The following is a 24,670-nucleotide window of genomic DNA, read 5'->3' on the forward strand; positions in this document are numbered from 1 at the left end:
GATGTGGAGGAACACCAGTGGCGAAGGCGGCTCTCTGGACTGTAACTGACGCTGAGGCGCGAAAGCGTGGGGAGCAAACAGGATTAGATACCCTGGTACGTCCACGCCGTAAACGATCAGTGCTGAGGTGTTGGGGAACTCCACCCCTCGGTGCCGAACTTAACACATTAAGCACTCCGCCTGGGGAGTACGTTCGAAAGTACTCGAAACTCAAGGAATCGACGGGGACCCGCACAAGCAGTGAGAGTATGTGGTTTAATTCGAAGCAACGCGAAGAACCTTACCAGGTCTTGACATCCCTCTGACCGGTCTAGAGATAGGCCTTTCCTTCGGGACAGAGGAGACAGGTGGTGCATGGTTGTCGTCAGCTCGTGTCGTGAGATGTTGGGTTAAGTCCCGCAACGAGCGCAACCCTTGGATTTAGTTGCCAGCACTTCGGTGGGCACTGAGATCGACTGCCGGTGACAAACCGGAGGAAGGCGGGGATGACGTCAAATCATCATGCCCCTTATGACCTGGGCTACACACGTACTACAATGGCCGGTACAACGGGCAGCGAAGTCGCGAGACGGAGCCAATCCTACCAAAGCCGGTCTCAGTTCGGATTGCAGGCTGAACTCGCCTGCATGAAGTCGGAATTGCTAGTAATCGCGGATCAGCATGCCGCGGTGAATACGTTCCCGGGTCTTCTACACACCGCCCGTCACACCACGAGAGTTTACAACACCCGAAGCCGGTGGGGTAACCCGCAAGGGAGCCAGCCGTCGAAGGTGGGGTAGATGATTGGGGTGAAGTCGTAACAGGTAGCCGTATCGGAAGGTGCGGCTGGATCACCTCCTTTCTAAGGAGCCCTTCGGGGCAATACGAAGTCCGTGGTTTTAACGCTCAAGTTCAGTTTTGAAGGAAAAATCCTTCAGATCAAATAGAGAGGAGGAAATAGCCGATTTGACGAGCACTTGCTTGTACGGGTGGGGATTTGAAAACCGGATAGCGAAACGAAAATGCGCAAATTAGAAATTCTCTACAATGCCTTGTGTAGACTTTGCTGAGAGCGAAGAGATGTCGAATGGAACAGCCTTTCGAGGATCGGCCGGACTGCGGAAGCAGGTCGGCGGGTTGATCGGAGAACGCAGTGACATCGACAACTCGGAGCGTTAGGTTAAGCTATTAAGGGCGCACGGAGGATGCCTAGGCGCCAGGAGCCTAAGAAGGACGCGGCGAACAGCGAAATTGCCTCGGGGAGCCGTAAGCAGGCTTTGATCCGGGGATGTCCGAATGGGGAAACCCGGCTGGGGTCATGCCCAGTCATCCATGAGTGAATACATAGCTCATGAGAAGGCACACCCAGGGAACTGAAACATCTAAGTACCTGGAGGAGAAGAAAACAAGAGTGATTCCGTCAGTAGCGGCGAGCGAAAGCGGATTAGCCCAAACCTGAGAGCTTGCTCTCAGGGGTTGTGGGACGTCTCACATGGAGTTACAAAGGAGCAGGTTAGGCGAAGAGATCTGGAAAGGTCCGCCATAGTGGGTAAAAGCCCCGTAGCCGAAAGTCTGCTCCCTCCGAGACGGATCCCGAGTACCGCGGGACACGAGAAACCCCGTGGGAATCCGGCAGGACCATCTGCCAAGGCTAAATACTCCCTGGCGACCGATAGTGAAGCAGTACCGTGAGGGAAAGGTGAAAAGCACCGCGGGAGCGGAGTGAAAAAGAACCTGAAACCGTGCGCTTACAAGAAGTCAGAGCCCGATCTAGGGGTGATGGCGTGCCTTTTGTAGAATGAACCGGCGAGTTACGTTTACGTGCGAGGTTAAGTCGGGAGAGACGGAGCCGCAGCGAAAGCGAGTCTGAATAGGGCGCTTGAGTACGTAGTCGTAGACCCGAAACCGGGTGATCTACCCCTGTGCAGGGTGAAGGTGAGGTAACACTTACTGGAGGCCCGAACTCGTGAGCGTTGAAAAGCTCTGGGATGACGTGGGGGTAGGGGAGAAATTCCAATCGAACTCGGAGATAGCTGGTTCTCCCCGAAATAGCTTTAGGGCTAGCCTCGAGATTTAGCATCATGGAGGTAGAGCACTGATTGGGTGCGGGGCCCGCCAAGGGTTACCAAGTCCAGTCAAACTCCGAATGCCATGGATGTATGCTCGGGAGTCAGACGGCGAGTGCTAAGATCCGTCGTCAAGAGGGAAAGAGCCCAGATCATCAGCTAAGGTCCCCAAGTGTGTGTTAAGTGGGAAAGGATGTGGAGTTGCGAAGACAACCAGGATGTTGGCTTAGAAGCAGCCACCATTTAAAGAGTGCGTAATAGCTCACTGGTCGAGTGACTCTGCGCCGAAAATGTAACGGGGCTAAACACACCACCGAAGCTATGGCTCGCGTTTCTTTTAGAAACGCTTGGGTAGGGGAGCGTTGAATGCGGGTAGAAGTCGGACCGAGAGGACCGGTGGACTGCATTCAAGTGAGAATGCCGGTATGAGTAACGAAAAGACAGGTGAGAATCCTGTCCGCCGAAAGCCTAAGGGTTCCTGAGGAAGGTTCGTCCGCTCAGGGTAAGTCGGGACCTAAGGCGAGGCCGAAAGGCGTAGTCGAAGGACAACAGGTTGAAATTCCTGTACCACCGTAATCCGTTACGAGCGATGGGGGGACGCAGGAGGGCAAGAACGCGAGCTGATGGAATAGCTCGTCCAAGCAGTGAGGGGTGCATGTAGGCAAATCCGCATGCTTTAACCTTGAGCTGTGATGGGGAGGGAAAATTACAGTACCGAAGGTTCCGTGCTCACGCTGCCGAGAAAAGCCTCTAGCCAGGAGAAGGTGCCCGTACCGCAAACCGACACAGGTAGGCGAGAAGAGAATTCTAAGGCGCGCGGAAGAACTCTCGTTAAGGAACTCGGCAAAATGACCCCGTAACTTCGGGAGAAGGGGTGCCTCGGTAGGGTGAATAGCCCGAGGGGGCCGCAGTGAATAGGCCCAAGCGACTGTTTAGCAAAAACACAGGTCTGTGCGAAGCCGTAAGGCGAAGTATACGGGCTGACGCCTGCCCGGTGCTGGAAGGTTAAGGGGAGCGGTTAGGGGCAACCCGAAGCTGTGAACCGAAGCCCCAGTAAACGGCGGCCGTAACTATAACGGTCCTAAGGTAGCGAAATTCCTTGTCAGGTAAATTCTGACCCGCACGAATGGCGTAACGACTTGGGCGCTGTCTCAACGAGAGATCCGGTGAAATTTTAGTACCTGTGAAGATGCAGGTTACCCGCGACGTGACGGAAAGACCCCATGGAGCTTTACTGTAGCTTGATATTGAACTTGGGTACGGTCTGTACAGGATAGGTGGGAGCCTAAGAAGTTGGAGCGCAAGCTTCAATGGAGGCGCCGTTGGGATACCACCCTGATCGTATCTAGGTTCTAACCTGTCACCGTGAATCCGGTGAAGGGACCGTGTCAGGCGGACAGTTTGACTGGGGCGGTCGCCTCCTAAAGCGTAACGGAGGCGCCCCAAGGTTCCCTCAGAATGGTTGGAAATCATTCGAAGAGTGCAAAGGCATAAGGGAGCTTGACTGCGAGACCTACAAGTCGAGCAGGGACGAAAGTCGGGCTTAGTGATCCGGTGGTACCGAATGGAAGGGCCATCGCTCAACGGATAAAAGCTACCCTGGGGATAACAGGCTTATCTCCCCCCAAGAGTCCACATCGACGGGGGAGGTTTGGCACCTCGATGTCGGCTCATCGCATCCTGGGGCTGAAGTAGGTCCCAAGGGTTGGGCTGTTCGCCCATTAAAGCGGTACGCGAGCTGGGTTCAGAACGTCGTGAGACAGTTCGGTCCCTATCTGTCGCGGGCGTAGGAAATTTGAGAGGGGCTGTCCTTAGTACGAGAGGACCGGGATGGACGCACCGCTGGTGTACCAGTTGTTCCGCCAGGAGCATCGCTGGGTAGCCAAGTGCGGGAGGGATAAGCGCTGAAAGCATCTAAGCGCGAAGCCCGCCTCAAGATGAGATTTCCCAGTATGTAAGACCCCTGGAAGAACACCAGGTTGATAGGCTCGGGGTGTAAGCTCAGTAATGGGTGTAGCTGACGAGTACTAATCGGTCGAGGGCTTATCCTACCGTTCCTTCCGAGGAACAAACGGCAAGCCGCACAGGTAAGAGCATTTCTAGCGCAAATTCGTTTCGCATCCGGTTTTCAGGGCGCAAGCTCTGTAAAACATAAGCTCTCATAGCTCAGTAGGTAGAGTGCATCCATGGTAAGGATGAGGTCACCGGTTCGATCCCGGTTGAGAGCTCCAGCTTTAATGGCCCGTTGGTCAAGCGGTTAAGACACCTCCCTTTCACGGAGGTAACGGGGGGTTCGATTCCCCCACGGGTCACCATACATACGGAGGCTTAGCTCAGCCGGGAGAGCATCTGCCTTACAAGCAGAGGGTCGGGGGGTTCGATCCCCTCAGCCTCCACCATCCATTATCTTATCCGTTGGGGATTAGCCAAGCGGTAAGGCAACGGACTTTGACTCCGTCACTCCTAGGTTCGAATCCTAGATCCCCAGCCATTTGGTTTTTACAGCCGGCTAGACACTGGCCATCTGCGCGTATGGCGGAATTGGCAGACGCACCAGACTTAGGATCTGGCGGGCAACCGTGGGGGGTTCAAGTCCCTCTACGCGCACCAAAATGGAATTCATTAGCCTTTAGTTCATTTGAGCTAGAGGTTTTATTTATTTTTCTCCCTTCGATCCAAAATGCGTTTAAAGGAGTGAAGCTAATGAGCAAGGGGAAAGGATTTCATCCGGATCTTGTCACTTTGATGACTGGAGCAGAACCTCCGATCGGTAAGACGCCGACAGTAGCGATGCTGCCGGGAAATGAAAAAAAGCTGGTAGTAAAGCAACTAAAAAAGAATTAAGCCGTTATATAAGCCGAAAAAGCAGCGCCTACGGTGCGGACACTGCGGTCAAGTGGGAAACTATGATCTCGGATTGATTGTAATGGACGTCAGCGGCTGGACAAAAGCGGCGGAAGAGGCACCAAGATCCGGCTCGGATCCACAGCAAAGTATAAGGAGTCTACTCGACCACTCGCAATTTACCGGTTATTTTCGTTGTGTCGAGTGCAATGCTGCGGGGGCATGGGAATTCACCACGGTATTTTTTGGACTTGAATTATTGGGGTATGTGTTACGGGCCAACTTTGAGGAAGAAGAACTGAATTCAGGATATATGATTGGCAGGATAGAACTGCATAACGGTATGAGTCCGCGATGGGCAACTCAAGGCGAAGAAGGTTTTTTTAGAGCAGTTGAGGAAAGAGCCAGACAACAGTTTGCTCTGGAACAAATTTGGCAACTTGTATCATAAGGGTGGAAGGCCGGATTTGGCGGCAAGCCGTGTTCGAGTATTCGATCGGCATCGACCAGACGCAGGTGGAATCCCATTATTCGTTGGGCAGTTTGCTGTACGATGTTGGGGAATGGGAGCTTGCTGCGAAGCATTTCCGTCAGGCGCTCGTATATGCCCGGTTTTATACCGAGCTTGATTCCTTACAGTTGCGCGCTATTTTGGCGAGCGGGCTGGAAATGCTGCTTGATATTTATCGTGGGCTGCAACATAAAGTTTCCTTTCTGCCTACAGAGGAGGAGCTTGCAGCAGCAAGTGAGGGGGGAGGAATCGACTTCTTCGCACTTGCCTGTTTTAAAATCCTATGAAATTGACTTGCATGCAGGAGATATGGATTCTTTCCTGCCCGTTGCTGAGATGTATATGGGTGAGAGGGTGGACGAATTGCCCGAGCATGAACGCACGCTGAGCAAGACTTCATCCGTGCCATTACTTATGAATGGGGGACAGGCGGCAATGACAGAGAAGAATGCCTATCCGGAGAAGGGATGGGGTTCCGCGCATCAGCCGATTATAGTCAAGGTAAACGCTCCGGAGCGAGCGGCACAGGTTACACAGGTGTGTGAGCATTTCAACTGGAATTATATAATGGGCATGGACTATATGGAAGATCTGACTGATTTGAAAAAGGCGATTCGGGAAAAATATATGCCAGCGAATGTGTACGAGCCATGCCCTTGCGGTAGCGGAGCGAAGTATAAATTTTGCTGCGCCCAAAAGATGAAAAATTTTGATTTGCATCATTATTTGAGCACATTCGAGGCTACGACGGAATCTTGAACGGACAAGCTGCCAAGGGTCTGAGGGGCAACTTCTGGAACACGTTTAGGAAGTCATTCAGGAAAAGCGTCGGCTATATCGCAACAGTTGGGACGAAGCATAGGCTTCGTCCCTTGTAATGGTGTTAGCCAAAGGCAAACGTCCCGAAGTAAGGACTCAAGTGAAAGTCGGGCTTCGGAACGCCGACTGGAGACCAGGATACATAATGCTGGACCGGTGTCTCTCCGCACTTGTAGAAGTTCCCCTTAAACGCATAGCCCGGCACGGCTGAAAAGCCCGGGAATACCTCGGCCAGCCAATCGAGCGGAATACGAAAGGATAACGTCCAGTAGATGCGGCCCGCTTCGTCGGCAAGTCCGCGTTCGGCCAGGATGTTGAAGCGTTCGGGGACCAAACCGAAAGCGTTGTCCCGATCATTGCGGTCTACGCCGAGTCCAAGCAGCATCGTGCCTGCCGCGTTAAATTCAAAATTCAAATAGCGAGGGTCTGTCTCCGGCATCGGCTGCAGGAAAAACTCGACGCAGCTGTCGCGGTAAACCGGCTCGTTGGCGCCTGAATAGCTAATGACAGGGGATTGCTCGTAACAAACGAATCTGACGTGAAGCGCATCTTTCGTCCAGCAGAGCTGTACACTTGTTTCCGGGCGGTAAGGCGCGACCGTTTCCTTCTCCCAAAGATAGTGGGTTATAGGAGCGGGCTGGACGTGTAACCACGTCTCTTCATCGATACTGCCGGCCTGATAAGCAATCGAATAGTGCGGGGCCAAGGCAATGCTCCTCTCATCGTCAACGGTATAGACAAAGTTTACCTCCAAAGCGTAGCCGAAACAACGGCAAATAAAAACGCCGGCAGATGCTCTTGCCCGCGATGCGCGCAGCGTGATATACTGACCTCGTCGATTTGGGGCCAAGGACAAGCGATAACTCCAGACGGCTAACGCTAGCGGTGCGATTCCGCTTCGTTTGCCGTGTGGAGTTTTTTTGTTGCCGTCGGACCGGAGGAGGTAAACAAGCATGGCAGGCGAAATAAAAGCTAGAGCGCTATCCGACATTCGGACCTGGCTGTTCGATCTGGACGGAACGCTCTACCGCGGCGGGGAGCCGATGCCGGGCGCGCGAGAAACGTTGAACGCGCTCAGATCCGCAGGCGTCCGCATTCAATTCGTTACGAACAATTCCCGGCATCCTGCAGAAGAAGTCGCCCGCAAACTGAACGCCATGGGTATTCGAGCCGCTGCCCGCGACATCGTGACGGCGACCGAATATACGGGGCGCTTTATCAAGGAGCGGTATGGCTGCCTGAAGCTGGCGGCGGCTGGAAGCGATGCGTTCGTGTCGGCGCTTCGGGAAGCCGGCCATCACGTGCTGATGCCGGGCGAGAAGGACGCGGCCGACGCCGCGGTCATCGGACTCGATCCGGGCTTCACTTATGAGAAGCTGGAATGGCTGACCCAAGCGGTCTCGGCCGGAGCGATGCTCATCGCGGCGAACGCGGATGCCTCCCATCCGGGTGCGGGAGGACATCCGGTGCCGGAAACGGGCGCGTTGGCAGCGGCGCTGGAGACAGCGTCGAATGTGAAGGCAACGTACGTAGGCAAGCCGGAGCCGTATTTATTCCATTGCGCGCTCGAGCGGTGCGGGGGAGGGATCGAGCGCGCGGCGATGGTCGGAGACAACTACGATACCGACATAACGGGAGCCAAACGGGCGGGGTTATATACGTTATGGTTAACGATGTCGGCCGAAGATGCGAATCAAGCAGGGATCCCTGCGAAAAAACGCCCGATGGCGGATAAGGTCATACGAAGCTTGACGGAAATCGCACAAGAGCTACGGCATGGAGGGGAAAAACGTGAAATATGAGCACGTATGTACGAACAGCGACAGGCAGACGATCATTCGCGTCGCAGGATTGCCTGCGCCGGTCACCCTGCTGCACCTGACCGACAGCCATATGAACGCGTCCGATCTGACGGAAGGCGTCGAGGCATTGGCGGAATCGATTCGGCTTTATAACTTCGACGCGCTGGATACGCAGACCCGATTCGACAGAGCGCTAGCTTATGCGAACGACCTTCAGGCCGACGCCGTCGTGCTCACCGGTGATATCGTGAACGGAGCGACCGCAGGAAATCTGTCCTTGTTAGATAAGCGACTGTCGAGTCTGCGAGTCCCCTATTTGTACACGCCGGGCAATCACGACTGGGAATACCCGGGCCGGTCGTGGGGCGAAGCGACGCGCGCCGAGCAATATCCCAAGTTTGAACCATTAATGGCGGGAGATCCGTCCTTTCAAACGCTTGAGATCGGCGGCATTCAGCTGGTCGCCGTCGACAACAGCACCTATCAGATCTCGGAAGCGCAGCTGGCCGCCTTCGAACAGGCACTGTCGCGGGGCTTGCCTACGCTGCTGTTCATGCATATTCCAATTTACGTGCCTTCGTTATTGCCGGATGTCGTGCGTGTCTGGGGCTCTCCGATCATGATGGCCGCGCAGGGCTGGGATGCAAATCTGATGAAGCAATGGCAGGTTGAACCGGCGGGGATGGAGACGCTCGCCTTTTACGAATTATTGATGGACAATCCCCAAGGAAACCTGATCGGCGTCTTCTGCGGTCATGTTCACTTTGCCCACGATGACGCGTTCGGGCGGGGCTCGCGCCAGTACGTGACGGCCGCCGGCTTGGATGGCGGGTATCGGGTCATCCGGCTGCTGCCTGCACGCGAGTCGGACGGACCGGCGGAAACGGCGGTACACGCATGACGCTGCTGCACCGGTTGGCGCAAAGCCCCATCATCGCCGCGGTCCGCTCCGAGGAAGCCGGCGAGTTGGCGCTGGCGAGCGGCGCCGCCAATCTGTTCGTCATGGACGGCACCGTAGATGCGGTCGTGCGCCTCGCCAAGGCTGCTAGATCACAAAGCAAAGGCCTGTTCGTCCATCTGGACCTCGTGCGCGGTCTGTCGAGCACCGACAAGGAAAGCCTGGTTCTGCTTCGAGACTGGATCGGCGCCGACGGGGTGGTCACGCCCAAGGCCCATCTGGTCAAGGAGGCGAAGCGGATCGGCTTGTACGCGATATTGCACCTTTTCGTTATCGATTCGCGCGCATTGTCCGCCGGTCTGTCGCTGGCCGAATCGCTTCGGCCCGACGCCGTCGAGATCATGCCGGGCGCCATTCCCAAGATCATCGGGGCATTCGCGGACGCGCTCCCCGACATCCCTGTCGTCGCGAGCGGCCTGATCGACAATGCCGCCGAGGCTGCCGCCGCGCTGAACGCGGGAGCGACCTCGCTGTCCGTCAGCAGCCCCTCGCTCTGGGCATTGACGCACCAGGAACTGTAAGCTTGACGCCGCTCCGCTGCCCGCGGACGCGGCTTTTTTTCGCGCCTGACGCGCAGCCCGCTCGCCCAAATGTGAATAGCATTCAACCACATCCTGATAGAAGCCGGCGCAATATCATGCTATTTTTAAAGTCGATCGGCCCATTCGCAACCATTTGATGAAAAGAGGAGCTGGGATGATGGGAAAGAAAACGATCTGCCTGCTTGGCTTTACAGCCGCTTTCGCGCTGCTGCTGCTGTTCAACGTACGCAGCGGCGAGGCGGCAGCCGCGACGTATTATGTAAGCGATTCCGCGGGCAACGACGCCAATAGCGGCACGAGCGCGACGGCGCCATGGAAAACATTGAGCAAGGTGTCCGCCGCGACATTCAGCCCGGGCGACCAGGTTCTGTTGAAGACGGGAGATACGTGGACCGGACAGACGCTGACGCTCCACGGGGAAGGGACCGCTGCCGCGCCGATCACGCTGTCCGCGTACGGAACGGGTGCGAAGCCGGTCATAGCGCCGGGCATCGTGGACGCGATCTGCATCTCGCTGAACGGCGTCGGCGGCTGGACGATCGCGGGGCTTGAGCTGCAAAACGCGATGACGGGCATCATGCTGACGTACAACGACGTGTACGACAAGAGTCATATCGTCATCGACAATATGATCTTCCTGCATATGAATCACACGTACAACAGCGCGCCGGAAACCTACAACCACGTCTCCGCGGGCGTGGACGTGCGCGGCCTGCAGCCCTGGCCGGGCGGCGTGCCGGGAGATGCGACGGATTTCAGCATTAAACGCACGGCGCTGGACGGCTTCTCGCTGACCAACTCCAGCTTTTACGACTGCGATACGGCCAATTTCTTCGGGCGGGTCGGCACGGGCTACATGCACGAGGTGAACGCGCCTGCCATCAAAAATGTCGTCATGTCGAATCTGTATGCGGAAAACGGCGGCATGTGGGGCTTCGATTTTCACTGGATCGACGGCGGTACGATATCGAATTTGCGCGTAAACGGGCTCGGTACGGCGTATAATCCTTTCGGCGTGGGCGGCATCATCGTTCAAGTGTGCCGGAACCTCACCTTCGACGGCGGAGAGCTGGCCAACATCCGCAGGAATACGGCAGCCTATGACGGCGTCGGCTTCGACTATGAAGGCGCCAATGATCATATCACGCTGAGAAACTATTACATCCACGACACCGATGCCGAAGGCGTATTCATTTTCAACAATGCGGGCGTCAACACCAATATGGTGATGGAAAACAATACGATCGCGAACTATGCCAAAAATCCGGGCGTCGCCGACGAAAACTACGCGGTTCGCATCCTTGGCAACTCTACGGGAACGGTGCAGAACAACCAGTTCGTCAACTTCAAGCCGTCCGCGGGGACCTTCAACGCCATGCCGAGCACGCTCGCGTTTTCGGGCAACGAGACCTACGGCACGCAGGACTGGGACTTCAACGTCGCGGCCACGTCGGCGGACTACCAGCAATGGATCATGGCGAACGAGCTGGCGGGCAGCGTATCCGGCGGCGTGCTGACGCTGACTTCGACGGGCGGCGATCCCTACATGATTTCGGCCGAGGGCTTAGGCTTGTCCGCCTCCAACCGCTACTTCAAGATTCGCCTGAAAAACAATACCAGCGCCACCCAGGCAGAGGTGTTCTTCAAAACGAATGCCGACGCCGTCTTCACGGCGGCGAAGTCCAAGACGTTCGCGATCGCGCCGAACATGACGGGTTACGCGGACTACGTCGTCGATCTGGGGACCGTCGGCGGCTGGAGCGGGACGATCAAGCAGTTGCGACTGGACCCGTTCGCGAATACCGGCACGATGAACATCGACCGAATCTCGCTTACCGATGCGTCGGGCGGGGTGACGATGGCGAACGCGGGTTTTGAAGCGCCGGTCACCGCGAATTACGCGTACGGGCCGATCGCGAGCGGCTGGACGTTCGCGAATTACACGGGCGTGCAGCGCAACGGCTCCGACTTCGGCGCGCAAGCCGCGCCGGATGGCGTGCAGACGGCATTCATCCAGCATGACGCGGCCTTCGAGCAAAGCGTGTCCCTGAACGCGGGCATGCACACCGTGGGCTTCAAGGCGGCGATGCGGACGAACTTCGGGGGACGGCAGACGTTCGACGTCTACTTTGACAACCGGAAAATCGGTACGTTCTCGCCGTCGACCGGAGCCTTCGCGCCATTCGAGACGCGCGCCTTCTATGCGACGGCCGGTACGCACACGATCAAGTTCAAGGGAGCGACGACGGGGGACAACACGGCATTCGTCGACAGCGTCGTTGTGCAGTAGCATGCAGGGACCAGGAGGAGAGAGACTTGAAAAAGAACAGACGGAATGCGGCGGTGGCGATGCTGCTCGCGGCGGCGGCGCTGGGCTGCTTCCTGTTTTTCGCGACACAGGGGAAAGGGGACGATGCGGAGGTGGAGAACGCGCAAGGACAGTCACAAGGCACTCAGGATAAGGACGCGTCGGCTTCCCCGGCAGCGACCGGAGGAGGAGAAGAGACAGGGGGCGTCCGGGGGACATCGGAGGCAGGCGCCGAATCAGCCGCAGAGCGGCCGAAGCCGGCCGCTTTCGACGAAGCGCAGTTCGCCGATCCGGACGTACGGTACCGGCCGCTGCTCATGATTCACGATAAGCTGCACACCGGCGTCATCAAGAAGCTGAGCGATCTGGGCTACGGCGGCATGGTGACGAACGTCGATTACAACGGGTACTTGAAAAACGAGGAATTTTGGGAGATTCTGAAGCAAAACGTCGCTTATGCGATCGACAAGCTCGGCCTGCGCGTTTGGATCTACGACGAAAAAGGGTATCCGAGCGGCACGGCGGGCGGTCTGGTGCTGGCCGGGCATCCCGAGCTTGAGGCGCAGGGACTGGCCGTCGTCGTCAAGGAGGCCGCAGCCGGCAAGAAGGTCGTCATCGAGCACCCTTACGGACACGGTGAAGTCCAGAACGCGACCGCTTACCGGGGCACGGCATCCCGCTTCGATGCATCGTCGGCAGTCGATCTGCGGTCCGCCGTCGACGGACAAGGAAATTTGAATTGGCAGGCGCCGGCTTCCGGCAGCTGGGTCGTGTTCTACTTCGTTCAAAAGCCGTTCTACGAAGGAACGCATGCCGTCAACAACTGGTTCGAGCAGCGCCGCTACATTAATCTGCTGGAGAAGGACGCGACCGAAGCTTTTATCGACGTCACGCACAAGCAGTATTACGAGCGGCTCGGCTCTTATTTCGGCAAAGGAATCGAAGCGTTCTTCACGGACGAGCCGGCATTGACCGGGACGTATATCGGCACGCCTCCCCGGCAGCCGAGCGTCCTCGACGCGCCGGATCCGGGGGTGCCGCTGCTGAAGACGTTGAATTGGGGCAACGAGCTGGCCGAAGAGTTCCGGAAGCGGCGCGGCTACGAGCTACCGCCCGTCCTGCCGTATCTGGTCGGGGGGCGAGGGCAAGGAGGCGCTGCGCGTGCGCGGCGATTATTACCGGACGCTGTCGGAGCTCGTCCTGGAGAGCTACTTCGAGCCGCTCGAGACGTTCTGCGGAGAGACGGGCGTCGCCTGCTCCGGCCATCTGCTGCTGGAAGAGGAAATGTACCATCAGGCCATCTATGAGGGCAATCTGATGAACATCTACCGGCATATGCAGCTGCCGGGCATCGATCTGCTCACGGCGCATCCGAAGCTCGCCAAGGAATGGGCGGCGACGACGGCCAAGCTCGCCAGCTCCGCGGCGCAGGAAGACGGGAAGCCGCATGTGATGAGCGAGATTTCCGACGCGTTCGACAGCGACAAGGCCGACTTCAAAGGGCGCCTTGCCGCGGCTGCCGTCCAGTTCGCCTTCGGCGTCGACCGGTTCAACTCCTATTACGAGTACGACCGGATGAGCGACGAGGAGAACAAGCGCTTCGCGGACTATATCGGGCGGATCGGCTATATGATGGATGCCGGCAAGCCGGCACCGCAGGTCGCGGTGTACTATCCGATCGAGAGCGTATGGGCGGAGACGCTGCCGCCGATGTCGCTCAATCCGGCCGATTATGCCGAGCGCGCGGTGAAGGTGAGCGAGAGCTTCAAGCAGACGGCGCTGCGGCTCGCCGATCGTCAGCTCGATTACAACTACATCGATGCGGACGGCATCGCGGACAGTCGCGCCGAGGACGGCGGGTTGTCGGCCCGGGGCGGGCTGCGTTACGAGGCGCTGATCGTGCCTGAGACGACGGTCGTCGACGAAGGGACCGCCGCCAAGCTGACCGAGTTGGCGACCGCGGGCGTGCCGCTCGTGCTGATCGGCGAGGGGCCGGAGTATATCCGGACCGAGAGCGGCTTGAAGGAAGCGGACGGTCTGTACGAACGGCTGGCCAAGCTCCCGGGCGTGCAGCGCGTCGGTTCGGCGAACGAGCTGGACGGGCGGCTCGCGGCGCTGGTTGCGCCCGATCTGAAGCTCGCGGCGTCGGACCCCGATCTATTAAGCGCCATGCGAACGGGCGAGGGCGGCAAGACGTTCCTGCTCGTCAATACCGGGAACGAGGCGAAGACGCTCTCCGTGCAGTTTCGCGCGACAGGCAAGCGGGCGCGGCTGTGGGACCCGGACGGCGGCGGGGTGAAGCAGCTGGCCGTATCGGCGTCCGGCGACGGGTACGCGCAGGCGGAGCTTGCGATCGGAGAGCGGCAGGCGCTGCTCGTGACGTTCGAAAAATGAGCGCGGCCATGGAGCGCGATATGGAGGGCATTAAGCGGGGAAAGGAAGCTTGATGCGCGGAAAAAGGGATGACGGCGATCGAATCCGCCGTCATCCCTTTTATTGCGTGGAGGACCGGATGAAATGATTGCGCTTGAAGGCGCTGGGCGTCTGCCCGGTCAGCTTGCGGAACGTGCTTGCGAACTGCGAGCTGTTGGAGAAGCCGCAGTCCAGGGAGATGGCGCACATCGTCATGTCGGTGGACAGCATCAGCTTTTTTGGCGTGCTCGACGCGTTTGTTGATAATAAAGCTGAGCGGCGATTCGCCCGTCTTGTCCTTGAATACATGGCGGAAGTGGTCGTAGCTGTATCCGGTGATCTTGGCCAGCGAAGGAAGGTCGATTTCCTGGTGGAAGTTTTCGTTGATATAGTTTTCGATGTACTCCAGCAGGTCGGCGAACGACCGGGACGAACGCGTCCGCTCGATCTCGATGATGAACTCGTTCAGCAGCAGCTCCAGCTTGTGCTGGTAATGCAGACGCTGGGTCGAGAGCTCGTGCTTGAGCTTGTTGACGATCTGCATGAGGAGCGAGGAGCGATCCGGATAGACGCCGTTTTCGAATTGAACGGAAGCGCTCTCATTTAACGAAAAGCCGATGCACAGCAGCTCGGTCGTCTCGTCGTGCACCTCGTTGTGCGCGGTGCGGGGCCTGATCAGACTGAAGGTGTTCGGCGCGTAGCGGTACTCCGTGCCGCCGATCGTCGTGGAGCCGGCGCCGGACGTGTAGTACACGAGCTCATAGCAGTTGTGATGATGGGCCGTAATCTCGGTCTGCGGCTTGTGGTGGTAGGTGAAGGCGAATTCAAGCTGATCGGCGAACATGCTCGTCCTCCTGACATCCCCATATATGAATGATTGACGGTCGGCAATCTCACCAACAGTATAGTAGCAAAAGGCATTTTTGTCTGCATGCTCCTCGGGAAGATCGCCATTTTTAGATAATGTTCAACCACTTCCGGATAGATGGCCCCCGGAGGCTGTGTTACATTCAGATAGGACAGGAAAATAGCTCTCGCGAGGCTGACGCTTTACAGAATCGGGAGGTCCTGCGTCCAGAGGACTCCGGCAACAAGGCTTTAATGGCGCAATTGCAAATAGGAAAGGCCGATCGCGCGACAAAGATAAAGCGCTTCCATAATCGGCGTTCGGAGAAACAAAGGAGGTTGCAATCAACTTGTCTACGATAGCAGGGAGCGCGCAGCGCGTCATCATCGACACCGATATCGGAGACGACATCGACGACGCGCTCGCGATATGGCTGGCCGTCAAATCGCCGGAGCTCGACATCGCCGGCATCACGACCGTATATAAGCAGACGCACAAGCGGGCGCAAATGGTATCCTCGCTGCTGCGGGCGACAGGCAGATCCGATATCCCCGTCGTGCCGGGCGCCTCGCTGCCGCTGATCGGCCGGCAAATCTACGGGAAACCGGTCGATCCGCAGGAGGCGCCGGCCCAGTACCTGGAGGAGATGCGAAGCGAACCGGTCGACACGCGCTGGACGGCGGCCGAATTCATCGTGCGTACCGTGCTCGAGGCCGAACGGCCGATCGCGCTCGTCACGCTCGGCGCGCTCACCAACGTCGCGCTGGCGCTGCGCGTCAAGCCGGAGATCGCGGACCGCATCGCCAAGATCGTCGTCATGGGCGGCGCCTACGATATGAACGTGTCCGAATACAACTTCTCGTGCGATCCGGAGGCTGCGCAGATCGTACTGAACGCGGGCGTCCCGATCGTCGCGGTCGGGCTCGACGTCACCTTCCGGTGTCTCTTGTCCGAAGCGCAGACGGCGGCGATCCGCGACAGCGCGGACCCCGCCGCCAAGCTCGTCATGCGGATGCGCGAGCATTGGGCTTCTCCGCATATCTACCTGCACGACCCGCTCGCGGTGGCTGCCGTATATCGGGAGGACCTGGTCCGGACGGAGCGGCGGGTGATCGATATCGAGACCGGCGGCGCGTATACGCGGGGGGATGAGCATCAGCTTGTCCGGCATGAACTGGCACCGGCCGGCCGCGGAATCGCATGTGCGGGTATGCACGAGCGTCGAGCAAGAGGCATTTTTGGATCTGTATATGGAACGAATATTGGCTTTTACCCCGATAGAGGAGCGTGACGGCATTGCTTAAATTCAAATGGCAGTCCCAGACTCTTATGCTGGCGGCAAGCCGCGCTCGTGGCGAGCGGCTGCTCCGGCGGATCCGGCAATTCGGAGTCGACGGCGAGCGCCTCGCAAACCGCGAGCGCATCGCAGACGGCGGCCGGCTCGGCGACCGCATCGCCCGAAGGGACGGAAGCTGGTCCCAAGGAGATCGCCGGCGGGCGTCCAGTGACGCTGACGGTCGACCTGCACGGCTGGATGCCGACGGTCAATACGGAGCCGACGGCGGAAAATCCGACGGTATTCCTGTCCACGCAAAAGATCGCCGACGCGTTCATGAAGCTCCACCCGAACGTGAAAATCGCCTGGGCGCGCACGAAGCCGGTCGGCAAGCTGCAGAACGAAATTGCGGAATGGCTGACGACCCAGATCTCCGCGGGCACCGCGCCGGCGATCACCTTTACCTGGGGCAACAACTACCTGGACCGCGACTGGTACGAGCCGCTCGGCGACGCGCTGTCCACGCCGGACGAATACGTGGCGGGCAACGCGAAGTGGAGCGACCTTTTTCCCGACTATCTGATGAAGCACCGTTCGCTTGTCGATAACAGCAAGCAGCCGGTCGCCGTGCCGATCGTTCTGTACTCGGGACCGGCTACGGGTTACTACTACAACAAGGAACTGTTCGAGTCGCTCGGCATCACCCCCCCCCCCGAAGGACTGGGAGGAGATGTTCGCGGACGCCAAGATCCTGAAGGAAAAGGGCTACGTGCCGTTCGCCCAATGGGGCAACTTCAAGCAGATCGAACTTGGCCAATGGAATCAGCAATTCAGCGTCGGCCCGTTTTTCGCGGCTGCGCTCATGGACAAGACCGACTACGACAAGGACGGCCAAGTCGACACGCTCGAGACGCTGCGCGCGACGAAGGCGGGACTGTTCAACGCGGCGGAGCACGATTACGCCCAGGAGATGTACCGGCAGCTGAAGCGCATGTACACGGAGCTGCTGCCTGCAGGCTGGCAGAACACCGACTTCTCGCAGCCCTGGAACGACGGCAAGGTCGCCATGCGCGAGGAAGGACTGTGGGCGCTCCAGGCCGAGAACGGCAACAAGCAGCGCAAGTTCAACTACGGCGTCATTCCCGCGCCGCCGATCACGAAGTCGACTTCGCCCGACGTCGCCGACGTACAGTACACGGAGAAGGGGCCGTACCAGCCCGATCCGGACCTGTCGCTCAACATCCTGAAGCCGATCGTCAAGGACAATCCGGATCTGAAGGAAGCGGCGGTCGCCTTCCTCAAGTATTTGACCGTCCCGGAGAACATCTCGATGATGGTGCTGGAACAAGGCGCCTCGCTCGGCGCGGTCAAGGGCTCGGAGATTCCGCCGCTGCTTGACGACTGGATGAACAACGCGTTCCCGATCATGCCCAAAGCCAGCTGGCCGAACGCCTTTACCGACGAGCAAGGCATCGCGCTGAACAAGGCGTTCGAGATGTGGGTGAAGGGCGAGACGGACGACGCCAAGTTTTTCGCGAAGAGCAACGAGATCCAGCAGAAGAGCGCGGACGACTATATCAAAAAAAATGAACATCGATACGACCGGCTGGTAAACGGCGGGAGACGGGGCGGCAGGCGATCGGCTTGTCCGCCCGCGTACCGTCCCGGGCTCCCGGCCGGCGTGGATTGGAGTGCGGCATGAAAAGAAAATGGACGATCGCGGCGGTCGTAGTGGCCATCGTCGCCCTGCTCGCCGGTTACGACGCTTATCGCGCGACGCAGTACCGCATCGCGCTGCTCTCGATGGAACCGCGGCAGGCGCCGGCGGACGGCCAATCGCCCGTCGCGCTGCGATTTAAGGTCACGGACGCGAGCGGCCGGCCCGCGAAGGGACATTCCCTTTACGCGTTCCCGAGGGGCGGCGGCATATTGTCGGCCAGCCGCGTCGTGACCGACGATGCGGGCGAGGCGTCGTACACTTATTATCCTTACAAAGCTTCCGATTTGCAGCCGGCCAAAGACGTGCGGATCAAGGTCATCGACGAGTCGAACTCGGTCTTTATCGAGATCAACGCCAAGACGACCGTGACCGTGCCGCTCGTGCAGCCGGAACGGTCGGCCAAGAGCAATCACAGCCTGGACGACATTTTCGGCGAGTGACGAACAAGCGCCGCGCCGGGCAGGAAAGGAATGACAGAAGGATGGCAACCGGTTCTACGCTTTGGGCGAAAATCTGGGGCAGCCGCAAGGCTTATCTGTTTTTATCCCCGCTGTTTCTGGGGCTGATCATGTTCTGCTACTACCCGCCGATAAGCGGCATTTACCACTCCTTTTTCGACTGGGACAGCGTGGGCAAGGCGGTTTACGTCGGCTTGGACAACTACAGGGAACTGTTCAGGGACCAGGTGTTCCTCGACTCGATCCCGACGGCGTTCCTCATCCTCGTGCCGCGCCTGATCATCGGCATCGTCGTGCCGCTGATCGCGGCGGAGATGATCTTTAACGTGAGACAGAAAAAACTGCAGTCGGCGTACCGGGTGCTCGTGCTGCTGCCGATCGTGGCGCCGGGCGTCGTCGGACTGCTGATCTGGAAAAACATATACGATCCGACGAACGGCCTGCTCGTCTCGCTGCTGCGCGGCACGGGGCTCATCGCCCCGGACCGGGTGATCGACTGGCTGGGCAGCGCCGACCTGATCATTCCGAGCATCATCTTCATGGGCTTCCCCCTGGATCGGAGGGACGAGCGTGCTGATCTACATGGCCGGACTGATGAACATCTCCAGCGAGGTGATCGAGTCCTCGGAGCTTGACGGCGCGGGGCTGCTGCGGCGCATCTGGCATATCGATTTGCCGCATTTGATGGGCCAGGTCCGCTTCTTTCTGATCTTCGGCATCATCGGCGGCTTGCAGGACTTCGGCATTCAGATCGTCCTGACGTCGGGCGGGCCGGGCTACAGCACTTACGTCCCCGCCTACTACATGTACATCGAAGCCTTTACCGCCGGCCGGATGGGCTACGCGACGACGATCGGCACGGTCATGTTCGCCGCGATCTTCCTCTTGAGCCTGGTCGCGTACCGCGGCATGAAGACGGAGACGAATTAATGGAACGGGGAGAAGAGGCATGACTCAATACAGACGGCTGCCGCAATGGTTCCTGAACGCCGCCCTCGTCGCGCTGCTCGCCATGCTGCTGTACCCGCTCGGCTTCACGCTGTGGGGCGCGTTCAAGTCGGACGTGGCGTTCACCGCGACCCGGTGGTATCCGACGCTGCCGCTTCGCGTCGGCAACGTGTCCAGCGCGTTCGGCAGCATCTGGCGCTATTTGCTCAACACGGTGTTCGTCGCGGGCGTCGGCACGGCGGGCATGCTGCTGATCGCCTCGCTGTCGGCGTTCACGTTCGCCCGCATGAAGTTTTTCGGCAAAGAATGGCTGTATATGCTCGTCCTGGCCCTCATGATGATTCCGGGGGCGCTCACGCTCGTGCCGGGCTACATGCTGTACAAAACGTTCGGCCTGCTCAATTCCTATTGGGCGCTCATCCTGCCGCTCGTCACGGGCGGGCCGATCTTCGGCATTTTCCTGCTGCGGTCGTTCTTCGAGAGCATTCCGAAGGACTACTTCGAGGCGGCCCAAATGGACGGCGCGCACGACTTCAAGCTGTACTACCGCATCGCGCTGCCGCTATGCATCCCGATCATGGGGACGCTGGCGATCATGCAGATCGTCGGCGCCTGGAACGAGTACCTGTGGCCGATGATCACGATCGCCGACCACGAGAAGCTGACGATCGCGGCAGGCCTGCTCATCAGCTTCACCGGACAATATTCGTCCAACATGCCGGTGACGTTCGGCGGCTACCTGGTCGCGTCCGTTCCGCTCATCCTGCTGTTCACGTTCACGAACCGCTATTACGTGCAGGGCCTGCTGTCGACGGCGATCAAGCTGTAGGCGGGCGGGCGTCAAGGATTGAGGTTCAGGGGTTGAGGTTCGGGCGGTTGAGGTTCGGGCGGTTAACGTTCGGGCGGTTAACGTTCGGGGCGGTTAACGTTCGGGGCGGTTAACGTTCAGGGGCTTAACGTTTCAGTAGGATAAACGTTCAAGGGCTTAATGTTCAAGCATGCTTAACGTTCAAAAAACCTGCATTTATGCATGAATTTTCGAGCGCCCCGCGACGCTTGATGAAATACATGCAAATGTGCAGGTATTTTCGAAGCGCAAGCGGGAGCTACGGCCGATGGAGGAAAATACCTGCATTTTCGCATCCTTTATGCCCAAAAGGGTCGATATCGGCAAAAAAAGGATGTATATTTGCAGGTTTTACGTCGAAAGTCGGAACGACAAGCGCCAGGATCGGCCGACCTTCCGGTACGGCTGTCGGATAAGCCGTCGCCAGGCGTTCTACGCGAATCGCGTCGCTAGGCGTTGTGCACGAATCGCGTCGCCAGGCGTTGTGCGCGAATCGCGTCATTGTCTGCGGATCGCGTCGCTAGGCGTTGTGCGCGAATCGCGTCATTGTCTGCGAATCGCGTCGCTAGGCATTCTAAGCGAACCGCGTTTCGGATATCGGCCAAACTTCAAGGACCGTCAGGAAGATCTTCGATCTTTCCGGACGGTCCTTCTTGGCTGTCCATCTGCCGCGGCCGCCGCCGGGCGTGTATAATAGACGGCATGCGATTCAAGGAGGGTGAGACAGGCCGTGAGCAACAAAAAATCCGGCGGCAAACCGGAAGGACGCTACCGCGCGATGCTGCGCGGCTATTTGCTGCCCGAATGGCGGGCGCTGACGGGACTCGGCATCCTGCTGCTGTCTTCGATCGCGCTGCAGCTCGTCAATCCGCAAATCATCCGTTACTTTATCGATACGGCGCAAGGAGAGGGAAGTCTGACGCCGCTCTACTATGCAGGGGCGCTGTTCATCGGGTTTTCCCTGCTGCAGCAGGGGGTGTCCGTCGCGGCTTCCTACTTCAGCGAAAATCTCGGCTGGAAGACGACCAACAAGCTGCGCGTCGATCTCGCGGCGCATTGCCTGTCGCTCGACATGTCGTTTCATAAGAAACACACCTCGGGCTCGCTCATCGAACGCGTGGACGGAGACGTCAACGCGCTCGCGCAATTTTTCTCCAGCTTTATGATCAATCTCGCGGGCAACGGGCTGCTCACGCTGGGCATCCTCGTCCTGCTGTTCCGGGAGAACGTCTGGATCGGCATCGTGATGGCCGTCTTCGTGGGCGGCAGCATCTGGGCGATTCAGCGCATCCGGGCGTTCGCGGTTCCCGTGTGGACGCGGTGGAGGCAGGCCAACGCCGAATATTACGGCTTCATCGGCGAGCAGCTCGAGGGAACCGAAGATACGCGCGCCAATGGCGCAGTCGGTTTTGCGATGGGCCGCTTCTACGAGCTGACCCGCCGGATGCTCCCGATGCGCGTGCGCGCATTCATGGGATACTTTCTCATGTGGAGCACGACGATTCTCGTGTTCGCGCTCGGCAACGCCGCGGCGTTCATCGTCTGCGCGTTGCTCTGGAAACGAGGCGAGCTGACGATCGGGTCGGCGTATCTCGTGTTCTACTATACGGAGCTGCTCGCCAAGCCGATCGAGAAGATCCGGACCCAGCTCGAGGATCTGCAAAAGGCGGACGCCAGCATGGTACGGATCGGCGAGCTGCTCGCGACGCGATCCGCGGTTCAGGACGGACCCGGCGCCTCGCTGCCGAGCGGTCCGGCCGCCGTCGAACTGCGCGGCGTCACCTTCGCCTATGAACAAGACGGGGCGCCCACTTTGCGCGACGTGAATCTGAGACTGGAGAGCGGCCGCACGCTTGGTTTGCTCGGCCGCACGGGCAGCGGCAAGACGACGATCGCGCGCTTGCTGCTTCGCTTCTACGATCCGCAGCAGGGCACGGTGACGCTGTCCGGCACGAACCTGAGCGATTTCAAGCTCGGCGAGCTGCGCGGGTATGTCGCCATGGTGACGCAAAACATCGAAATATTGGCGGGCACGGTCAGGGACAATCTGACGCTCTTCGACGCGCGCATCCCCGATCGCCGCATTATGGACGTGCTGTCCGAGCTGGGACTGGACGGATGGTTCGCGGGCATGCCGGACGGACTGGATACGTACTTGTCGTCGGGCGGCGCGGGGTTGTCCGCCGGCGAAGGACAGCTGCTCGCATTCGCTCGCGTGTTCCTAACCGATCCGCGGCTCGTCATCTTGGACGAGGCTTCGTCTCGGCTGGATCCGCTGACGGAGAGCCGGATCGAATCGGCGGTCGACCGGCTGCTGCGGGATCGAACCTGCATCATCATCGCGCATCGGCTCGCGACGATCCAACGCGCCGACGACATCGCGATTCTGGAGCAGGGGCAAGTGGTTGAACACGGCAAACGGGCGCAGCTGGCGGGCGATCCCGATTCCCGCTTCAGCCGGATGCTCGCCGTCGGCATGGAGGAGGTGCTCGTATGAAAACCAGCGAGTTTTTCTGGCGGATGCTTCGTTACCGGCCGGGCTTGTACCTGCTGAACCTGCTGGCCTGGACGCTCATCCACATGGCGCCGCTGCTGCCGGGCCTGCTGACCAAAGCGTTTTTCGATCATCTGGAAGGCACGCATCCGTTTCCCTTCGGCGCCGGCGCGATCGCCGCCCTGCTCGTCGCCGCGGCGCTGGCGCGCATCGCGCTCATTTATTGCGGATTTCTGACGGACGTCGCTTTCCGCTACCGGATCTCCAGCCTGCTGAGGCGCAATCTGCTGGCCCACGTTCTGCGTGCGCCAGGCGCACGCGCGCTCCCCGGCTCTCCGGGCGAAGCGATCAGCAACTTCCGGGACGACGTCGAGCAGGCCGAAGAAGCGACGAGCTGGTCGGTCGATACGCTCGGGCTCGTCGGTTTTGTGATCGCGGCCAGCTGGATTCTGCTCTCGATCGACGCGCAGTTGACCGTGCTCGTCTTCGTGCCGCTCATTCTCGTCGTCACCGCCGCGCAGATCGCCACGACGCGCATTCGAAAGTACCGTGCGGCAAGCCGGGAGTCGACGGCCCAGGTGACGGGAGCGATCAGCGAGATGTTCGGCAGCGTGCTGGCCATCCAGGTGGCGGGCGCGGAGAAGCGCGTCGTCGACCGGTTCGCGAAGCTGGGCGAGAGCAGACGGCAGTCGATGATCAAGGACAAACTGCTGACAGAGACGCTGTCGTCCGTGTTCAACAACTCCGTGAACCTCGGCACCGGCATCATTTTGCTGCTCGCGGGCATCAAGATGAGGGGCGGCAATTTTACGATCGGCGACTTCTCGCTGTTCGTCTATTATTTGACCTTCGTGACGCAGCTCATCTCCAACGTCGGCAACTTCATGACCTACTACAAGCAGATGGACGTCAGCTTCGGCCGGCTCAAGGAGATGCTGCGCGGCGCGTCGCCGGCGCTGCTCGTAAGGAAGGCGTATATCGGTCTCGGCAAAAAGGAAGGGCGGAGAGACGCGCACGACGAGAATGGACGGAAGGAAGGCGCAGCGCACCATGCGGAGGAAGAGGCGCTCGCGCCGGCCGTTCGGGCGGCGCCGCTGCGCGAGCTTGCCGCATCCGGCTTGACCTACCGGTATCCGGAGACAGGAAGGGGCATCGCGGACATCGACCTGACGCTGCCCCGCGGCTCCTTCACGGTCATCACCGGCATGGTCGGCTCGGGCAAGACGACGCTGCTGCGCGCGCTGCTTGGCCTGCTGCCGGCGGAACGCGGCACGATCCGGTGGAACGGCGAGCCGGTCGCGCAGCCCGCCGACTTCTTCGTGCCGCCGCAGAGCGCGTATACCGCGCAGATTCCCAGGCTGTACAGCGCCACTTTGCGCGACAACATCCTGCTGGGTGCGCCGTCAACGCCCGAGGAACTCCGGGCCGCGCTGCATGCAGCCGTGCTGGAGGAGGACATCGCCGGGCTCAGAGACGGGCTGGAGACGATGGTGGGACCGCGCGGCGTGAAGCTGTCCGGCGGACAGGCGCAGCGTACGGCGGCGGCCCGCATGCTCGCGCGGGAGGCGCAGCTGTACGTGTTCGACGACTTGTCCTCCGCGCTCGACGTTGATACCGAGCGGCGGCTGTGGGAGCGCCTGTTCGAGGCGAAGGGCAGCGCGACCTGCCTCGTCGTTTCCCACCGCAAGGCGGCGTTGGCGCGAGCCGACCGGATCGTTCTGCTGCGCGACGGGCGAATCGAAGCGCAGGGCACGGCGGCGGAACTGCTCGAATCGAGCGAGAGCTTCCGCAAGCTTTGGCAAGGGGAAGCGTCGGAAGACGCCGGGTAAAAGTAAAAAA

General features: G+C 59.3%; 19 protein-coding genes, 5 tRNA genes, 2 rRNA genes and 2 pseudogenes. 26 read left to right on the forward strand and 2 right to left on the reverse strand.

What is annotated here, in order from left to right:
- From OMP40_RS34270 to OMP40_RS34320, 11 genes are all read left to right on the forward strand, one after another.
- Positions 1-841 (forward strand): 16S ribosomal RNA (locus tag OMP40_RS34270); the annotation flags it as partial.
- 316 nt (positions 842-1,157) lie between these two features.
- Positions 1,158-4,096 (forward strand): 23S ribosomal RNA (locus OMP40_RS34275).
- A 104-nt stretch (positions 4,097-4,200) separates the two neighbouring features.
- A tRNA-Thr gene (locus tag OMP40_RS34280) sits at positions 4,201-4,276 on the forward strand.
- Between the two features lie 8 nt (positions 4,277-4,284).
- Positions 4,285-4,360: transfer RNA gene (locus OMP40_RS34285), tRNA-Glu, on the forward strand.
- A gap of 7 nt (positions 4,361-4,367) precedes the next feature.
- A tRNA-Val gene (locus OMP40_RS34290) sits at positions 4,368-4,444 on the forward strand.
- 17 nt (positions 4,445-4,461) lie between these two features.
- A tRNA-Gln gene (locus OMP40_RS34295) sits at positions 4,462-4,536 on the forward strand.
- A 35-nt stretch (positions 4,537-4,571) separates the two neighbouring features.
- Positions 4,572-4,655, forward strand: a tRNA-Leu gene (locus OMP40_RS34300).
- A gap of 93 nt (positions 4,656-4,748) precedes the next feature.
- Positions 4,749-4,889 carry a hypothetical protein gene (locus tag OMP40_RS34305; RefSeq protein ID WP_277538239.1) on the forward strand — a complete coding sequence of 47 codons (141 nt, stop codon included), beginning with the start codon at positions 4,749-4,751 and terminating at the stop codon, positions 4,887-4,889.
- 52 nt (positions 4,890-4,941) lie between these two features.
- Complete coding sequence (locus OMP40_RS34310) at positions 4,942-5,340, forward strand: hypothetical protein (protein ID WP_277538241.1); 399 nt, start codon at positions 4,942-4,944, stop codon at positions 5,338-5,340.
- A gap of 29 nt (positions 5,341-5,369) precedes the next feature.
- Entirely contained in the window at positions 5,370-5,687 is a 318-nt protein-coding gene (locus OMP40_RS34315; RefSeq protein WP_277538244.1) for a hypothetical protein, read from the forward strand.
- Positions 5,623-6,159, forward strand: coding sequence for an SEC-C metal-binding domain-containing protein (locus OMP40_RS34320; RefSeq protein WP_277538247.1), 537 nt, complete (start codon positions 5,623-5,625; stop codon positions 6,157-6,159). Before OMP40_RS34315 ends, OMP40_RS34320 begins: the two co-directional genes overlap by 65 nt.
- Before the next feature lie 124 nt (positions 6,160-6,283).
- On the opposite strand, the gene OMP40_RS34325 is transcribed toward OMP40_RS34320, so the two are convergent.
- On the reverse strand, positions 6,284-6,925 hold the full coding sequence (locus OMP40_RS34325) for a carbohydrate-binding family 9-like protein (RefSeq protein WP_277538249.1): 642 nt from the start codon (positions 6,923-6,925) through the stop codon (positions 6,284-6,286).
- 247 nt (positions 6,926-7,172) lie between these two features.
- On the opposite strand from OMP40_RS34325, the gene OMP40_RS34330 reads away from it, so the two are divergent.
- From OMP40_RS34330 to OMP40_RS34355, 6 genes are all read left to right on the forward strand, one after another.
- Complete coding sequence (locus OMP40_RS34330; RefSeq protein WP_277538251.1) at positions 7,173-8,021, forward strand: HAD-IIA family hydrolase; 849 nt, start codon at positions 7,173-7,175, stop codon at positions 8,019-8,021.
- A complete protein-coding gene (locus tag OMP40_RS34335; protein WP_277538253.1) occupies positions 8,011-8,922 on the forward strand; it encodes a metallophosphoesterase family protein in 912 nt (303 codons plus the stop codon). Before OMP40_RS34330 ends, OMP40_RS34335 begins: the two co-directional genes overlap by 11 nt.
- The gene (locus OMP40_RS34340) at positions 8,919-9,500 is read left to right on the forward strand and encodes a glycerol-3-phosphate responsive antiterminator (RefSeq protein WP_277538255.1); all 582 of its coding nucleotides are present in this window, start codon (positions 8,919-8,921) and stop codon (positions 9,498-9,500) included. The genes OMP40_RS34335 and OMP40_RS34340 overlap by 4 nt, the downstream gene beginning before the upstream one ends.
- Before the next feature lie 175 nt (positions 9,501-9,675).
- Positions 9,676-11,811 carry a hypothetical protein gene (locus OMP40_RS34345; RefSeq protein WP_277538257.1) on the forward strand — a complete coding sequence of 712 codons (2,136 nt, stop codon included), beginning with the start codon at positions 9,676-9,678 and terminating at the stop codon, positions 11,809-11,811.
- A 26-nt stretch (positions 11,812-11,837) separates the two neighbouring features.
- The gene (locus OMP40_RS34350; protein ID WP_277538259.1) at positions 11,838-13,136 is read left to right on the forward strand and encodes a hypothetical protein; all 1,299 of its coding nucleotides are present in this window, start codon (positions 11,838-11,840) and stop codon (positions 13,134-13,136) included.
- A gap of 268 nt (positions 13,137-13,404) precedes the next feature.
- Positions 13,405-14,223, forward strand: a complete 819-nt coding sequence (locus OMP40_RS34355) for a glycosyl hydrolase (RefSeq protein ID WP_277539690.1) — start codon at positions 13,405-13,407, stop codon at positions 14,221-14,223.
- 490 nt (positions 14,224-14,713) lie between these two features.
- On the opposite strand, the pseudogene OMP40_RS34360 reads toward OMP40_RS34355, so the two are convergent.
- Positions 14,714-15,085 (reverse strand): annotated as a pseudogene (locus OMP40_RS34360) (cupin domain-containing protein); the annotation flags it as partial.
- A 352-nt stretch (positions 15,086-15,437) separates the two neighbouring features.
- On the opposite strand from OMP40_RS34360, the gene OMP40_RS34365 reads away from it, so the two are divergent.
- The 9 genes and pseudogenes from OMP40_RS34365 (at position 15,438) to OMP40_RS34405 (ending at position 24,660) form a co-directional block, all read left to right on the forward strand.
- Positions 15,438-16,379 (forward strand): nucleoside hydrolase, encoded by a 942-nt coding sequence (locus OMP40_RS34365; RefSeq protein ID WP_277538260.1) that lies wholly within the window; start codon positions 15,438-15,440, stop codon positions 16,377-16,379.
- A 339-nt stretch (positions 16,380-16,718) separates the two neighbouring features.
- Positions 16,719-17,015 (forward strand): annotated as a pseudogene (locus OMP40_RS42720) (hypothetical protein); the annotation flags it as partial.
- On the forward strand, positions 16,963-18,066 hold the full coding sequence (locus OMP40_RS34375; protein ID WP_277538263.1) for an extracellular solute-binding protein: 1,104 nt from the start codon (positions 16,963-16,965) through the stop codon (positions 18,064-18,066). The pseudogene OMP40_RS42720 and the gene OMP40_RS34375, both read left to right, overlap by 53 nt.
- Positions 18,063-18,524, forward strand: coding sequence for an Ig-like domain-containing protein (locus OMP40_RS34380; protein WP_277538264.1), 462 nt, complete (start codon positions 18,063-18,065; stop codon positions 18,522-18,524). The genes OMP40_RS34375 and OMP40_RS34380 overlap by 4 nt, the downstream gene beginning before the upstream one ends.
- Positions 18,525-18,565: 41 nt before the next feature.
- Positions 18,566-19,177 (forward strand): carbohydrate ABC transporter permease, encoded by a 612-nt coding sequence (locus OMP40_RS34385; RefSeq protein ID WP_277538265.1) that lies wholly within the window; start codon positions 18,566-18,568, stop codon positions 19,175-19,177.
- On the forward strand, positions 19,113-19,472 hold the full coding sequence (locus OMP40_RS34390) for a carbohydrate ABC transporter permease (protein WP_277538266.1): 360 nt from the start codon (positions 19,113-19,115) through the stop codon (positions 19,470-19,472). Before OMP40_RS34385 ends, OMP40_RS34390 begins: the two co-directional genes overlap by 65 nt.
- Before the next feature lie 19 nt (positions 19,473-19,491).
- Positions 19,492-20,319 (forward strand): carbohydrate ABC transporter permease, encoded by an 828-nt coding sequence (locus OMP40_RS34395; protein ID WP_277538267.1) that lies wholly within the window; start codon positions 19,492-19,494, stop codon positions 20,317-20,319.
- 796 nt (positions 20,320-21,115) lie between these two features.
- On the forward strand, positions 21,116-22,834 hold the full coding sequence (locus OMP40_RS34400; protein WP_277539691.1) for an ABC transporter ATP-binding protein: 1,719 nt from the start codon (positions 21,116-21,118) through the stop codon (positions 22,832-22,834).
- The gene (locus OMP40_RS34405) at positions 22,831-24,660 is read left to right on the forward strand and encodes an ABC transporter ATP-binding protein (RefSeq protein ID WP_277538268.1); all 1,830 of its coding nucleotides are present in this window, start codon (positions 22,831-22,833) and stop codon (positions 24,658-24,660) included. The genes OMP40_RS34400 and OMP40_RS34405 overlap by 4 nt, the downstream gene beginning before the upstream one ends.
- Positions 24,661-24,670 lie beyond the last annotated feature (10 nt).

Origin of the sequence: Cohnella rhizosphaerae (assembly GCF_029525575.1) — a bacterium.
GTDB lineage: Bacteria > Bacillota > Bacilli > Paenibacillales > Paenibacillaceae > Cohnella > Cohnella rhizosphaerae.

What these genes read in the sequence shown, in the direction of transcription:
- OMP40_RS34305 (WP_277538239.1), top strand. Translation starts at nt 4,749, where the DNA reads ATGAGCAAGGGGAAAGGATTTCATCCGGATCTTGTCACTTTGATGACT.
- OMP40_RS34330 (WP_277538251.1), top strand. Translation starts at nt 7,173, where the DNA reads ATGGCAGGCGAAATAAAAGCTAGAGCGCTATCCGACATTCGGACCTGG.
- OMP40_RS34340 (WP_277538255.1), top strand. Translation starts at nt 8,919, where the DNA reads ATGACGCTGCTGCACCGGTTGGCGCAAAGCCCCATCATCGCCGCGGTC.
- OMP40_RS34345 (WP_277538257.1), top strand. Translation starts at nt 9,676, where the DNA reads ATGATGGGAAAGAAAACGATCTGCCTGCTTGGCTTTACAGCCGCTTTC.
- OMP40_RS34355 (WP_277539690.1), top strand. Translation starts at nt 13,405, where the DNA reads ATGAGCGACGAGGAGAACAAGCGCTTCGCGGACTATATCGGGCGGATC.
- OMP40_RS34380 (WP_277538264.1), top strand. Translation starts at nt 18,063, where the DNA reads ATGAAAAGAAAATGGACGATCGCGGCGGTCGTAGTGGCCATCGTCGCC.
- OMP40_RS34385 (WP_277538265.1), top strand. Translation starts at nt 18,566, where the DNA reads ATGGCAACCGGTTCTACGCTTTGGGCGAAAATCTGGGGCAGCCGCAAG.
- OMP40_RS34395 (WP_277538267.1), top strand. Translation starts at nt 19,492, where the DNA reads ATGACTCAATACAGACGGCTGCCGCAATGGTTCCTGAACGCCGCCCTC.
- OMP40_RS34400 (WP_277539691.1), top strand. Translation starts at nt 21,116, where the DNA reads ATGCTGCGCGGCTATTTGCTGCCCGAATGGCGGGCGCTGACGGGACTC.
- OMP40_RS34405 (WP_277538268.1), top strand. Translation starts at nt 22,831, where the DNA reads ATGAAAACCAGCGAGTTTTTCTGGCGGATGCTTCGTTACCGGCCGGGC.